Below are 14045 nucleotides of genomic sequence, written 5' to 3'. Positions count from 1 at the left end.
CGGTGAGCCGTGAGGTCGACATCGGCGCGGCGTCCCCTCCTGTGCGAGGGGCTTTTTCATTTCCGCGGGCAGAGACGATCGATGGAGCTTTGAGATCATGAGCGAGACGAACCCCGCTGCCACCGCCGCCGTGCCGGCGGAAGCGGCGCCGCACCGCTACACGGCCGTCATGGCGGCCGAGATCGAGGCACGCTGGCAGGACTTCTGGGACGCCGACGGCACATACGCGGCGCCGAACCCCACGGGCGACCTGGCGGGCGACCCCGAGCTGGTCGCCAGGCCCAAGAAGTTCGTCATGGACATGTTCCCCTACCCGTCCGGCGCCGGCCTCCACGTCGGCCACCCGCTGGGCTACATCGCCACCGACGTCTACGCCCGGTTCCAGCGCATGACCGGCCACAACGTCCTGCACACCCTGGGCTTCGACGCCTTCGGCCTGCCCGCCGAGCAGTACGCCGTGCAGACCGGCACGCACCCGCGCGTGTCCACCGAGGCCAACATCGAGAACATGAAGGCCCAGCTGCGCCGGCTCGGCCTGGGCCACGACAAGCGCCGGTCGTTCGCCACGATCGACCCGGAGTACTACAAGTGGACCCAGTGGATCTTCCTCCAGATCTTCAACTCCTGGTACGACGAGGAGGCGGGCAGGGCCCGTCCGATCTCCGAGCTGATCGCCCGCTTCGAGTCCGGTGAGCGGCCGGTTCCGGGCACCACGCGCGCGTGGAGCGAGCTGACCGCCGCCGAGCGCGCCGAGATCCTGGGCGAGTACCGCCTGGCCTACGCCTCCGACGCGCCCGTGAACTGGTGCCCCGGCCTGGGCACCGTGCTGGCCAACGAGGAGGTCACCGCCGACGGCCGCTCCGAGCGCGGCAACTTCCCGGTCTTCAAGTCCAAGCTGCGCCAGTGGAACATGCGCATCACCGCCTACGCCGACCGGCTGCTGGAGGACCTGGAGGAGCTGGACTGGCCCGAGGCCATCAAGCTCCAGCAGCGCAACTGGATCGGCCGCAGCGAGGGCGCCCGCGTCGGCTTCCCGATCGACGGCGAGCACATCACGGTCTTCACCACCCGCCCGGACACCCTGTTCGGCGCGACCTACATGGTGCTGGCCCCCGAACACCCGCTGGTCGAGAAGTTCACCGGCGAGACCTGGCCGGAGGGCACCCGCGAGGCCTGGACCGGCGGCCACGCGACCCCGGCCGAGGCCGTCGCCGCCTACCGCGCGCAGGCGGCCGCCAAGTCCGACGTCGAGCGGCAGGCCGAGGCCAAGGACAAGACCGGCGTCTTCATCGGCGCCTACGCCACCAACCCGGTCAACGGCGAGCAGGTCCCCGTCTTCATCGCCGACTACGTCCTGATGGGCTACGGCACCGGCGCGATCATGGCCGTCCCGGCACACGACAGCCGAGACTTCGAGTTCGCGCGCGCCTTCGAGCTGCCGGTCGTCTGCGTGGTCGAGCCGACCGACGGCCGGGGCACGGACACCTCGGTGTGGGAGAACGCCTTCGCCTCGTACGACGCGAAGATCGTCAACTCCGCCAACGACGACGTGTCCCTGGACGGCCTGGGCGTCGCCGAGGCCAAGGCCCGCATCACCGAGTGGCTGCAGGAGAAGGGCATCGGCGAGGGCACCGTCAACTTCCGCCTGCGCGACTGGCTGTTCAGCCGCCAGCGCTACTGGGGCGAGCCCTTCCCGATCGTCTACGACGAGGACGGCATCGCCCACGCGCTGCCCGAGTCGATGCTGCCGCTGGAGCTGCCCGAGGTCGAGGACTACAGCCCGCGCACCTTCGACCCGGACGACGCCGACACCCGGCCCGAGACGCCTCTGTCGCGCAACGAGGACTGGGTCAACGTCACCCTGGACCTGGGCGACGGCCCCCGGAAGTACCGCCGCGAGACCAACACCATGCCCAACTGGGCCGGTTCCTGCTGGTACGAGTTCCGGTACCTGGACCCGCACAACGACCGGCAGCTGGTCGACCCCGAGGTCGAGCAGTACTGGATGGGCCCGCGCGCGGACCGGCCGCACGGCGGTGTCGACCTGTACGTCGGCGGCGCCGAGCACGCCGTGCTGCACCTGCTGTACGCGCGCTTCTGGTCCAAGGTCCTGTACGACCTGGGGCACGTCTCCTCCGCCGAGCCGTTCCACAAGCTGTACAACCAGGGCATGATCCAGGCCTACGTCTACCGCGACAGCCGCGGCATCGCCGTGCCGGCCGCCGAGGTGGAGGAGCGCGACGGCGCCTACTACCACGAGGGCGAGCAGGTCAGCCGCCTGCTGGGCAAGATGGGCAAGTCCCTGAAGAACGCGGTGACGCCGGACGAGATCTGCGCGGAGTACGGCGCCGACACCCTGCGCCTGTACGAGATGGCCATGGGCCCGCTGGACGTCTCCCGCCCGTGGGACACGCGCGCGGTGGTCGGCCAGTTCCGGCTGCTCCAGCGGCTGTGGCGCAACATCGTCGACGAGAACACCGGCGAGGTCACGGTCACCGACGCCGAGCCCGACGAGGAGACCCTGCGCGCCCTGCACAAGGCCGTCGACGGCGTCCGCCAGGACCTGGAGGGCCTGCGCTTCAACACCGCCATCGCCAAGGTCACCGAGCTGAACAACCACCTGACCAAGGCCGGCACCGCGGTGCCGCGGTCCGTGGCCGAGCCGCTGGTGCTGATGGTCGCGCCGCTGGCCCCGCACATCGCGGAGGAGCTGTGGCGCAGGCTGGGCCACACGGGATCGGTCGTCCACCGGGACTTCCCGGTCGCCGACCCGCGGTACGTGGTGGACGACACCGTGACCTGTGTCGTGCAGATCAAGGGCAAGGTCAAGGCGCGTCTGGAGGTGCCGCCCGCCATCTCCGAGGAGGAACTGGAGAAGGCGGCCCTGTCGGACGAGAAGGTCGTGGCGGCGCTGGGCGGCGCGGGCATCCGCAAGGTGATCGTGCGGGCCCCGAAGCTGGTGAACATCGTCCCGGCGTGATCACCGGGTGCCGGGCGCGGCGAGCGTCGGGGTAGTCCCCTACGGGCAGGTTCGGGGTTCTCGCGGAACCCCGGGCCTGCCCGCAGCGTTTACCGTGGAGAGCGCGGCGGCCGCCGTCCCGAACCGAGGAGGAGCGTCATGGAAGCAGTGATCGCCGTGTTCGCCCTGCTCTTCCTGCTCTTCGTCGGCCTGGGCACGTACGCCACGGTCAAGGCGGTCGGCGCCGCCAGGCGCGGGGTCGACCGGACGATCGCGCAGGCCCGGCGCACGGTGGAGGACCACACCCTGCGTGCCAAGTCCTTCGCACAGATCGGTCCGGCCGGTCAGATCGCCCAGCTGCGGCTCGCGCTGCGCGCCTCCATGCGCGCCACGCAGGACGCGCTGCACGCGGGCGTCGCGGAGGACGAGTCGCTGAAGGAGTCCCTCGGCCTCTTCCAGCGGCTCAGTGCGCACGGACACGAACTGGACGCCGACCTCAAGCGCCTGGAGTCCGAACCGGACCGGGCCACGCTCGCCGAGCGCCTGCCCGGGCTGCGCGAGCGCACCGAGCGCATCACCCGGTCCGCGGACTCCCTGCGCTGGGCCGTCCGCGACCGGGCCCGCCGCTTCGCCGACGACGACCTGGGCAGCCTCAGCGCCCAGATCGACATGGAAGCGGGCGCCCTGCGCCACTGGACGCGGACCGCGCCCGCCGAGGCACCCCCGCAGTGGCCCGAGGCGCCCGCCCCCTCGACGTCCCACGACGCGGCCACGGAGCAGACCTGGCCCCGCACACCGGGAGCCCGCCCCGCACCGGACTCCGGCCTCGCCGGGGGACCGGCCCCCGAGGCGATCGCCCCGCCGGCCGGGCGCACCTCCTTCCCCTGGCAGAAGAAGTCCCGCCCGGAGAAGACCACATGAGCGGACCGCTCCCCGCCCGCGCCGCACGGGCCGGGCTGCCGCACGAGCGCCCCGGCAGGTAACCTCCAGCTCATGTCCCGCCATGTCGCGATCGTCACCGATTCAACGGCCTACCTGCCGCCCCGGGCGATGGAGCGTCACGGCATCACCGCGGTCCCGCTGACCGTGGTCCTCGGCGACCGGGCCCTCGAAGAAGGCACCGAGATCTCCACCCGCTCCCTGGCGCAGGCGCTCCAGAAGCGGCGCTCCGTCACCACCTCCCGCCCCAGCCCCCAGGTGTTCGCGGAGACCTACCGCCGGATCGCCGCGTCCGGCGCCGAAGGCATCGTCTCCCTGCACCTGTCCGCCGAGCTGTCCGGCACCTACGACGCGGCCGTCCTCGCCGCACGCGAGGCGCCGGTGCCCGTGCGGGTGGTGGACACCGGCATGATCGCCATGGCGCTCGGCTTCTGCGCGCTCACCGCGGCCGAGACCGCGGCGGCCGGCGGCACGGTGGACGAAGCCGTCGCGGCCGCCGAGAAACGGGCCGCGGGCACGTCCGCCTACTTCTACGTCGACACTCTCGACTATCTGCGCCGAGGCGGCCGTATGGGGGCCGCGCAGGCCCTCTTCGGTTCCGCGCTCGCGGTGAAGCCCCTGCTCCAGCTGGACGGCGGCCGTATCGAGTTGCTGGAGAAGGTGCGCACGGCGTCCAGGGCGATCGCGCGCCTGGAGGAACTCGCCGCCGAGCGGGCGGCCGGCGCCGAGGTCGACATCGCCGTCCACCACCTCGCCGCCCCCGACCGTGCCGCCGCGCTCGCCGACCGGCTGCGAGTACGTGTCCCCGGGCTGGCCGACCTGCATGTAAGCGAGGTCGGAGCGGTGATCGGCGCGCACACCGGGCCCGGGCTCCTCGGCGCGGTCGTCTCCCCCCGCTGACACCGGGGCCGTCGTATCCGCCGCCCGAACGTGGTTGCCGGGTGCCGTCCCACTCGTGCGGGTGACAGAGTTCTCCACAACGAGGCCGTCGTCCACCGGAATTGACCAAGATCATCGCGGGATGGCGGATTGCCCCATCCTCGTCGCATGGCACTTCGATCACGTCCACGCACGGCGACGCCCACCAGCGGCCCCGGCCGCTCTCCGGCCTCCGACGGCCGCGTCCGCCATCGCCGCCCGGCCGGCCACGGCCACGGCGGCACCCGCCACCGCCCGCCGGCACCGGCGGAGGAACTGCGCCGTCGCGCGGAACTCCTCTTCGGCGAACGCGGCACGCCGTGGGGGGAGTCGGGAAACGCACCACCACCGGACCCCGCCGGGTCCACTCGGACGGCGACGGCGTCGGCGACGGCGACGGCGACGGCATCGGCGACGGCATCGGCGACAGGGACAGCGACGGGGCCGGCACGCGGCCCTTCCCGGGCGACGACCCGGTCCGCGCCGATCCGGTCCGCCACGACCCGGTCCGCGAAGGCGCTGCCCGGACCGGCCACGGCACCCGCTCCGGCCGATGGGCCGTCTCCGGTGCCCGGCATCGCCTCGAATCACCAACGGGCCGGTGAGGTCGGGTCGTCGGAGGCGGAGAACCCGGGTGGCCTGCGGGGCCCAAGGAACTTGAGGGACCCGGCGGACCCGGCGGACTCGGCGGACCCGGGGGACCCGGGGGACGCGGTTCCGGGCCGGTGGGAGCGGGCCGGGCTGGCACTGCGGGAACGGATGCCGGTATGGCTCCAGGCGCGGTACGCGGTGGAGCGGCGGGGGGTCCTGGCGCTCGCCGTGCTGCTCGTGGCCGCCGCCGTCTTCGCCGTGCAGCACTTCTGGGCGGCCCGCCCCCAGCCCGTGAGCGCACCCCAGGTGGTGCGCGCGCAGCCGCCGTTCCCTCAGAAGAACCCGGAGTCCGGGGCCGGGGCGGGCGGCGGCCCGTCGGCGACACCGGGCGCGGAGATCGTCGTGGATGTCAGCGGCAAGGTCCGCAAGCCGGGGATCCGGCGGTTGCCGGCCGGTGCCCGGGTGGCCGACGCGCTGCGGGCGGCGGGCGGAGTCCGGCCGGGTGTGAGCACGGAAGGACTCAACCGCGCCCGCTTCCTCGTCGACGGCGAACAGGTCGTCGTCGGCACCCCGGGGCCCGGGACCGGGGCCGCCGCCCCGCCCGGTCCGGCCGCCGGAACGCTCACAGGCCCGCTCTCCGGACCGGCGGGCACCGGCCCGACACCGCCGGTCTCCCTCAGCACCGCCACCGCGGACCAGTTGGACGCCCTGCCCGGCGTCGGCCCGGTGCTGGCCCAGCACATCATCGGCTACCGCTCCCAGCACGGCGGTTTCCGCTCGGTGGACGAGCTGCGTCAGGTCAACGGCATCGGTGACCGTCGCTTCACCGATCTGCGCGACCTGGTACGGCCATGAGCGGCACACCGGACGAGGCGGGCCTGCGTGCAGGCCCGGAGGAAGCCGGGGAGTTGAGGGAGCCGGGGGAGTCGGGGGAGCCCGTGAAGGCTGGGAGGTCCGCGAGCGCGGACACGGGCGGGACGGACCCCCTGGACCTGCGGCTGGTACCGCCCGCGCTCGCGGCCTGGGCCACGGCGGCCCTGACCCTGGACACGCCCCCGGCCTGGACCGTTGCGATCGTGGCCGTCTGTCTGGCCGGCGGAATCGCCCTGCTGTCGGTGCGGCGGCCGGCCCGGACCGCGCGGGACGGCAGGGCAGACCCCCCACCGGGGACCACCGGCCCGGTAGGGGTGGGGCAAGCGGCGACGGGCGGCCCGGCACTGGCGGAACAGTCGGCGACGGGCGGTGCACTGCCGGCAACAACGGCGACCACGGTGCCTGTGCGGGGCGGACAGGTGCCTGTCCCGGTCGCGCGGGTGGTGTCTGTGCCGGGTGGGCGGGTGTCGGCACCCGGCGGACGGGGGGTGGTTGTCCGGCGGGCTGTGCGTGAGGGGGAGGCGGCGTGGGTGCGTGGCCGGTTCGGCTGGGCCCGTGCTCCCGTCGCCGCGGTGCTGCTCTGCGCCGCAGCGGCGGCCGTCTCCGCGGGGCTGCACGGGGCGGACGTCCGGCGCGGCCCGGTCCCCGAGCTGGCCCGGCGGTCCGCGACAGTGACCGCCGAGGTCGAGATCACCGGCGATCCCTGGCTGAGCAGGCCACGGGTGCGCGGCGACCAGGCGGCACCCGTGGCGGTGCTGGCCCGGGCAGAGGTGCGCGGCGTCGAGGAGGCCGACGGTACGCGGGTGCGGACACACACCCCCGTGCTGCTGATCATCGACAGGGACGTCCCGGCACCCGTGGGACGCGCCGGGGACGGCCGCGGTCCAGCACCGCAGGCCGAAGGAAGCGAAGGGCCCACTGGACGCCAAGGGCCCACCGGACGCCGAGGGCCCGCTGGACGCGAAGGGCCTGCCGGACGCGAAGGGCCTGCCGGACGCGAAAGGGCCGCCGGGTATGAAGGAGCCGCCGGGTACGAAGGAGCCGCCGGGTACGAAGGAGCCGTCGGGCGCGGAGGGGCCGTCGGGCGCGCGGCCTGGCTCGGGCTGACGCCGTCCACGCGGCTGCGGGTGAGCGGGCGGCTGGCGCCCGCGCTGACGGGCGGGGACCGTACTGCGGCCGTGCTGCGGGTGCGGGGCCGGCCGGAGCCGCGCGTCGTGGCGGGGCCGAGCGGCCCGCAACGACTGGCGGCGTGGCTCAGGGCCGGCCTGCGGAAGGCGGCCGACGGCCTGCCCGCGGACGCGCGGGCGCTGCTGCCCGGGCTGGTCGTCGGGGACACCTCACGGATCACGCCCGAGCTGGAGGACGCCTTCGACAGGACGGACCTGGCCCACACACTCGCCGTCTCGGGCAGCAACCTCACCATCCTGCTCGCGCTGCTCATCGGGCCACCCGGCCTGGCCCGACGGGCCGAGCGCCGCGGACTGGCCCCGCGACTGGGGCTCTCGCTGCGGGCGACGGCCCTGCTCGCGGGAGCGCTGACGCTGGGCTTCGTGATCGTGTGCCGGCCCGACCCCAGCGTCCTGCGGGCCGCCGCCTGTGGCGCGGTCGCCCTGCTCGCCCTGGCCACCGGGCGCCGGGGATCACTCGTACCGGCCCTGGCCACGGCCGTCCTGCTGCTGGTGCTCTACGACCCGTGGCTGGCCCGCAGCTACGGCTTCCTGCTGTCGGTGCTGGCCACCGGCGCGCTGCTCGTGCTGGCGCCGGGCTGGAGCGCGGCGCTGCGGCGGCGCCGGGTGCCGCCGCGGCTCGCCGAGGCCCTGGCGGCGGCAGCCGCCGCGCAGGCGGTGTGCGCGCCGGTCGTGGTGGTGCTGTCGGCCAGGGTGAGCCTGGTGGCGGTGCCGTGCAACCTGCTGGCCGAGCTGGCGGTGGCACCGGCCACGGTGCTGGGGTTCGCGGCGCTCGCGACGGCACCGGTGGCGATGCCGGTGGCCAGGGCGCTGGCGTGGTGCGCGAGTTGGCCGGCCGGCTGGATCGCGGGGGTGGCCCGGACCGGGGCCGCGTTGCCCGGCGCGGGTGTGGACTGGCCGGGGAGCTGGCCGGGGGCGCTGCTGCTCGCCGCGGTCACCGTGGCGGTCGTCCTGGCCGGGCGCGGACTGATGCGGCACCCGTGGTGGTGCGGGCTGCTCGGGGTGCTGCTCGTGCTGCTGGTGACGCGGCCGGCACCGCTGACCCGGGTGATCACGGGGTGGCCGCCGCCTGGCTGGCGGTTCGCGATGTGCGACGTCGGACAGGGTGACGCGACCGTGCTGGCGGCGGGCGACGGCGCCGGGGTGGTCGTGGACGCCGGGCCCGATCCGGTGCTGGTCGACCGGTGCCTGACACGGCTGGGCATCACCCGGATCCCCCTGCTGGTGCTGACCCACTTCCACGCCGACCACGTCGCGGGACTGCCCGGCGTCCTGCGGGGCCGCTCGGTGGCCGCGATCGAGACCACCGGGTTCGCGGAACCGGCCGCGCAGGCCGAGTTCGTCAGGAGGGAGGCAGCCGAACGGCACATCCCGGTCACCACGGCCGTCGCGGGAGAGGAGCGGCGCGCCGGGCCGCTCGCCTGGCGGGTCCTGTGGCCGCCGGAGAGCACACCGTCTCCCACCGGCGTGCGCGCGTCCCCGGCCCGGCCGGAGGCCCTTCCGCAACCGGAGGGGCCGAACGACGCCAGTGTGGCCCTGCTCGTGCGCACCGGCGGGCTGCGGCTGCTGTTGCTCGGAGACCTCGAACCCCCTTCCCAACAGGCGCTGTTGCGGTCCCCGGCGGCGGCAGGGCTGGCCGGGGTGGACGTGCTGAAGGTGGCCCATCACGGCTCGGCCCACCAGGACCCCGAGCTGATACGGCTCGTGGCACCCCGGGTGGCCCTCGTCTCCACCGGCGCCGACAACCCGTACGGCCACCCGGCGCCGACGACCGTGGCAGCGCTGCGGGCCGGCGGCGCGGTGGTGCTGCGCACGGACCGGGACGGCGGGCTCGCGGTCTGCGGCACCGGGGGGACGGACGGGGAGGTGCGGGTGACGAGAGAACGCTGAGAGGGGCTGGGCGGGGTTCTGACCTGGCGCTTCGGGGTGCGGCCCGGTGCCGGAGAATGGGTCCGTGAGCGATGTGAGACACGTGCTGGTGCTGCCCGACCGTGACGCCGCCGAGGAGGCGGCCCAGGTTCTCGGGGAGCGGTTCGGGATCGACGAGGAGCCGCGGCTCGTCCGGGACGCGCTGGCCGGCGAGGACGACGCCGAGGACGCCCAGTGGCTGCTGGTCCTGCGGGACGAGAACGAGCGGCTCGACCCCGCCGAGCTGGACGCTTTCGCGGGAGAGTGGGAGGGCTGGCGCGAGGAGCCGTGACCCGGGCGGCGGCCTCCGTCCGCGGGGAGTCGTGCCGCAGGGAGCACGCCGGACTCGGTGGGCGACTCCGGTTCGATCGGGCCGCTTGAGCCCTTCATCAGCGCGGTGGCCCGCTGGTCCGCCCTCACCGGGCCGCGCGCACGGGGTGGTGGCGGGGATGCTCAGCTGTGTGAGGTCTCCACTGTGTCGACCCCGTCTAGGCCTTCGCGACGCATCCGTTCGCTTCCCCAGGCGCCGAGCGGTCCGAGCGCTTGATTGAGTGTGCGCCCGTGCTCGGTCAGGGAGTACTCCACGCGCGGCGGTACCTCGGCGTAGACCTCCCGGTGCACGAGACCGTCCGCCTCCATCTCACGCAGGTGCTGCGTCAGCATCTTCTCGCTCACTCCCGGCAGACCGCGGCGCAGCTCAGCGAAGCGGCGTACTCGACGGGCGTCGAGTTCCCAGAGGATCAGTCCCTTCCACTTGCCGCTCACCACGTCGAGCGCAGCGTCGATGCCGCAGATGTACGGCCCGTGTCTCGGCGCCTTGGCCATCACTGAACCCCTTACGAAAAGGTAAGTACCGCAGAAAATAGTGGGTTCTTCCGAGAATAGTGACGCTCGCCGAGCATGGGGGGATGAACGCACAACAGCACGGCACCACCAGGCACAACAGCGCTGCCACCGTGATCGGGCTCGGCCCGATGGGCCAGGCGATGACCCGTACCTTCCTCGCCGCCGGCCTCCCGGTCACCGTCTGGAACCGCACCGCCGGCCGGGCCGACGGCGTCGTCGGCGACGGAGCGACGCTCGCGGCGACACCCGGCGAGGCGGTCGAAGCGAGTGACCTCGTGATCCTCAGCCTCACGGATTACCGGGCGATGTACGACGTCCTCGGCAGTGCCACCGCATCGCTCGCCGGCCGGACGCTGGTCAACCTGAGTTCTGACACCCCCGACCGCACGCGCGAGGCGGCGAACTGGGCGGCCGGCCACGACGCCGGCTTCCTCACCGGAGGAGTCATGGTCCCCGCGCCGATGGTCGGCACGGAGGCAGCGTATGTCTACTACAGCGGCGACGACCAGGCGATGGAGGGCCACCTGGCGACGTTGGCACTGCTCGGCACACCGAAGCACCTGGGCAGGGACCCGGGTCTCGCCCAGATGATGTACCAAGCCCAACTCGCGGTGTTCCTGAGCACCCTGTCCGGACTGATGCATGCCACCGCGATGCTGGGCACCGCGGGAATGCCGGCCAGGGAAGCGCTGCCGGAGCTGCTCTCCTCCGCCGACTCGATCGGCGCCATCCTGAGAGCTGGTGAAGAGAACCCCGGCGCCGCGCTGGATGCCGGGGAGCATCCCGGTGACCTCAGTACGGTCACCATGATGGGTGCGACGTCCGACCACATCGTCGAGACCAGCACGTCACTGGGCCTCGACCTTGCGCTCCCCCAGGCCGTTCAGGCCCACTATCGGCGCGCGATCACGGACGGACACGGCGGTGACAACTGGACCCGCATCATCGACGGCATCCGAGAGCCGCGCTGACCGACCGGGGGGCCGGGTTCGGTCGGGCTTCGGGCCGGTTCGGTGTCAGTGGCGCGTGGGATGCTTGGGGCGATGGCAAGGAAATCTGCGAATGACACCCCTCTCGCCCCGGTGACCCTTGCCGTGGGCCAGGAGGATCTCCTGCTCGACCGTGCCGTGCGGGAGGTGGTGGCCGCCGCCAGGGCCGCCGACGTCGACACGGACGTGCGTGATCTGACCTCGGACCAGCTACAGCCCGGCACCCTCGCCGAGCTGACCAGCCCGTCGCTCTTCGCCGAGCGCAAGGTCGTGGTCGTACGCGATGCGCAGGACCTGTCCGCCGACACGGTCAAGGACGTGAAGGCGTACCTCGGTTCGCCCGCCGAGGAGATCACCCTCGTGCTGCTGCACGCCGGCGGCGCCAAGGGGAAGGGGCTGCTGGACGCCGCGCGCAAGGCGGGTGCGCGTGAGGTGGCCTGCCCGAAGATGACCAAGCCGGCGGACCGACTGGCGTTCGTGCGGGGGGAGTTCCGCTCGACCGGGCGGTCGGCCACTCCAGAGGCATGCCAGGCCCTCTGCGACGCCATCGGGAGCGACCTGAGGGAGTTGGCCTCGGCGGTGTCGCAGCTGGTGGCCGACGTGGAGGGCACGATCGACGAGACGGCCGTCGGGCGGTACTACACCGGGCGGGCCGAGGCCTCCAGCTTCACGGTCGCCGACCGGGCCGTGGAGGGGCGCACGGCGGAGGCGCTGGAGGCGCTCAGGTGGTCACTGGCGACGGGGGTGGCGCCCGTGCTGATCACCAGTGCGCTGGCGCAGGGCGTGCGGGCGATCGGGAAGCTCTCCTCCGCGCGCGGTGGACGGCCGGCCGATCTGGCGCGTGAGCTGGGGATGCCGCCGTGGAAGATCGACCGGGTCCGGCAGCAGATGCGGGGATGGACGCCCGACGGTGTCGCGCTGGCGATGCGCGCGGTCGCCGAGGCCGACGCGGGTGTGAAGGGCGGCGGCGACGACCCGGGGTACGCCTTGGAGAAGGCGGTCGTGACGATCGCCCGGGCGGCCCGCTCCAGGGGCCGGGGCTGAGAAGACGCGGACCGGGCCGGCCGGGAACCGGGCCACGAACCGGCGGTCAGGTTCGAAATCACCTGATCACCTGATCACTGACGCCGCTGTATCCCGCTCGACGCCGCCTCCACCCGGCGGCAACGCCTTGCCGGCCGGGCGCACCGGGCATGGCTCCGGGCCCGGCACCGTACGCCGGATCGCGGAGCGAACGGGCTTGTGCTGACGGCCCGGTGGCCGATCTCAGGCCGGCTTGCGCCACACGGAGATGTGCTTCGCGGAGTCCTGGGTGAACGGCGTCCCGTGCCAGTCCGCGACGCGACGCTCCAGTTCGAGCCCGGCGATCCGTGCCATCAGGTCGAGCTCGGCCGGCCAGGCGTACCGGTGCCGTGAGGTGTCGCGGCGGTAGCGGCCGTCGTCGCGGTCACGGGTGAAGTGGTGCGAGACGAGAATCTGCTCGACCAGGTCGAAGGTGTCGAAGCCGAGATGCCGCTCGGAGACATCGAACGGCACCGCGACCTGGCCGGGCGGCAGGAGCCGCAGCGGCGGCAGGCCCAGTTCGATGACGAAACGGCCGCCGGGCCGCAGATGGCGTGCGGCGTTGCGGAAGCACTCGACCTGCTCGTCCTGCGTGAGCAGGTTCGTGATGGTGTTGTAGACGAGGTAGACCAGGGTGAACTCGCCGGGGACGACGGTCGTGGCCATGTCCCCGATGGCCACCGGGAGCGTGTCCTCGTCGATCTTGCGCCGCAGGACCGCGGCCATGTGCTCGGACAGCTCGATGCCCGCCACCGGCACGCCGCGTTCCCGGAGCGGGACGCCCACCCGGCCGGTTCCGATGGCGAACTCCAGTGCCCGGCCGCCTTCGGCGAGCTCGGTGAGGAAGGCGAGAGTCGGTCCGAGAACCGAGGCCGAGGACATCTCGGTCTCCTCGGCGTCGTAACGGTCGGCGGTCGTACGGGTCCACAGCTCGCTGCTGGTCACGGGTGGTCACTCTGCCGGTCGTGGAGGGGCGCCGTCCACGCATTTACCTCCCACCGGCTCCGACCTCCGGCTCCGACCTCCGGCTCCGACCTCCGGCTCGGACCCCCGGCTGGAACCCCCGGCTCCGACCTCCGCCTGGAACCACCGGTTCCGGCAGGAAATGCCCATGCCGAAGGCCCCGGCGTCCGCCCTGGGGAAGGGCGGGGCCGGGGCCTCGGTGCCAAGCTGTGTGAGCCCGTACCCGCGTGGCGAACGCAGGCCGCGTACAGGCTCGGGATGCCGGACGGGAGCGGAGAGAGAGGGCCCGCTCTGGGTCCTTCCGGCGGTCAGATCAAAGAGGAGGTTCAGCCCTTGAGGGTCGTGACCTTGGAAGCGAGCGCCGACTTCTTGTTGGCGGCCTGGTTCTTGTGGATGACGCCCTTCGAGACGGCCTTGTCGAGCGCACGCGCGGCAGCGCGCTGAAGCTCGGTGGCCTTCTCGACGTCACCCGCGGCAGCGGCCTCGCGAGCCTTGCGGATCGCGGTCTTCAGGGAGGACTTGACGGCCTTGTTGCGCAGCCGGGCCTTCTCGTTGGTCTTGATCCGCTTGATCTGGGACTTGATGTTCGCCACGAAGGAGCCTTTTCAGGTTCAGGAGCGGGGCCGCGAGGGTCCCGCTCCGGTGATCCAAACTTGTCTGTCGCGCCTCGCGCTGAGAGGGCATGAGGCACAGCCATCTACAGTACCAGTGGCCCTCCGGGCGGCCCAAAACGGCCCCCGGTCCCTCCCCGTGGGACCATGGAGACTACGTATCGATCCGACCCGAGGCATAAGGCGCCTCAAGAGACAG

At 73.2% G+C, this 14045-nt stretch carries 12 protein-coding genes; 9 read left to right on the top strand and 3 right to left on the bottom strand.

All coding sequences use genetic code 11. From position 1 onward, the window contains the following. Window positions 1-97: 97 nt before the first annotated feature. The 7 genes from leuS (at window position 98) to ABZ117_RS01125 (ending at window position 9667) form a co-directional block, all read left to right on the top strand. Window positions 98-2980 carry a leucine--tRNA ligase gene (gene leuS / locus ABZ117_RS01155; protein ID WP_356816270.1) on the top strand — a complete coding sequence of 961 codons (2883 nt, stop codon included), beginning with the start codon at window positions 98-100 and terminating at the stop codon, window positions 2978-2980. A gap of 138 nt (window positions 2981-3118) precedes the next feature. After that, window positions 3119-3880 (top strand): hypothetical protein, encoded by a 762-nt coding sequence (locus tag ABZ117_RS01150; protein ID WP_356816269.1) that lies wholly within the window; start codon window positions 3119-3121, stop codon window positions 3878-3880. Window positions 3881-3952: 72 nt separating this feature from the next. After that, entirely contained in the window at window positions 3953-4798 is an 846-nt protein-coding gene (locus ABZ117_RS01145; protein ID WP_356816268.1) for a DegV family protein, read from the top strand. Between the two features lie 338 nt (window positions 4799-5136). Continuing rightward, window positions 5137-5421: a hypothetical protein gene (locus ABZ117_RS01140; protein ID WP_356816267.1), complete on the top strand. Its 285-nt coding sequence runs from the start codon at window positions 5137-5139 to the stop codon at window positions 5419-5421. A gap of 52 nt (window positions 5422-5473) precedes the next feature. Continuing rightward, complete coding sequence (locus ABZ117_RS01135) at window positions 5474-6262, top strand: ComEA family DNA-binding protein (protein WP_356816266.1); 789 nt, start codon at window positions 5474-5476, stop codon at window positions 6260-6262. Between the two features lie 548 nt (window positions 6263-6810). Beyond that, a complete protein-coding gene (locus tag ABZ117_RS01130) occupies window positions 6811-9357 on the top strand; it encodes a ComEC/Rec2 family competence protein (protein ID WP_356816265.1) in 2547 nt (848 codons plus the stop codon). Window positions 9358-9421: 64 nt separating this feature from the next. Further along, a complete protein-coding gene (locus ABZ117_RS01125; RefSeq protein ID WP_356816264.1) occupies window positions 9422-9667 on the top strand; it encodes a hypothetical protein in 246 nt (81 codons plus the stop codon). 161 nt (window positions 9668-9828) lie between these two features. Here ABZ117_RS01125 and ABZ117_RS01120 read toward each other — a convergent pair whose 3' ends face one another. Then, window positions 9829-10200: a helix-turn-helix domain-containing protein gene (locus tag ABZ117_RS01120; RefSeq protein WP_356816263.1), complete on the bottom strand. Its 372-nt coding sequence runs from the start codon at window positions 10198-10200 to the stop codon at window positions 9829-9831. 83 nt (window positions 10201-10283) lie between these two features. On the opposite strand from ABZ117_RS01120, the gene ABZ117_RS01115 reads away from it, so the two are divergent. Both ABZ117_RS01115 and holA read left to right on the top strand, forming a co-directional pair. Continuing rightward, window positions 10284-11192: an NAD(P)-binding domain-containing protein gene (locus tag ABZ117_RS01115; protein WP_356816624.1), complete on the top strand. Its 909-nt coding sequence runs from the start codon at window positions 10284-10286 to the stop codon at window positions 11190-11192. A 72-nt stretch (window positions 11193-11264) separates the two neighbouring features. Continuing rightward, on the top strand, window positions 11265-12254 hold the full coding sequence (gene holA, locus ABZ117_RS01110; RefSeq protein WP_356816262.1) for a DNA polymerase III subunit delta: 990 nt from the start codon (window positions 11265-11267) through the stop codon (window positions 12252-12254). Window positions 12255-12476: 222 nt separating this feature from the next. Here the strand turns inward: holA and ABZ117_RS01105 are convergent, their stop codons facing one another. Together ABZ117_RS01105 and rpsT are read right to left on the bottom strand one after the other, a co-directional pair. Beyond that, on the bottom strand, window positions 12477-13217 hold the full coding sequence (locus ABZ117_RS01105) for a class I SAM-dependent methyltransferase (protein WP_356816261.1): 741 nt from the start codon (window positions 13215-13217) through the stop codon (window positions 12477-12479). A gap of 344 nt (window positions 13218-13561) precedes the next feature. After that, entirely contained in the window at window positions 13562-13828 is a 267-nt protein-coding gene (rpsT, locus tag ABZ117_RS01100; RefSeq protein ID WP_031158784.1) for a 30S ribosomal protein S20, read from the bottom strand. Window positions 13829-14045 lie beyond the last annotated feature (217 nt).

This window comes from Streptomyces sp. NPDC006309 (assembly GCF_040613095.1).
Classification (GTDB): domain Bacteria; phylum Actinomycetota; class Actinomycetes; order Streptomycetales; family Streptomycetaceae; genus Streptomyces.
Note: the sequence above shows the minus strand (reverse complement) of the source record. Positions and strands in the feature narration are given on the sequence as shown.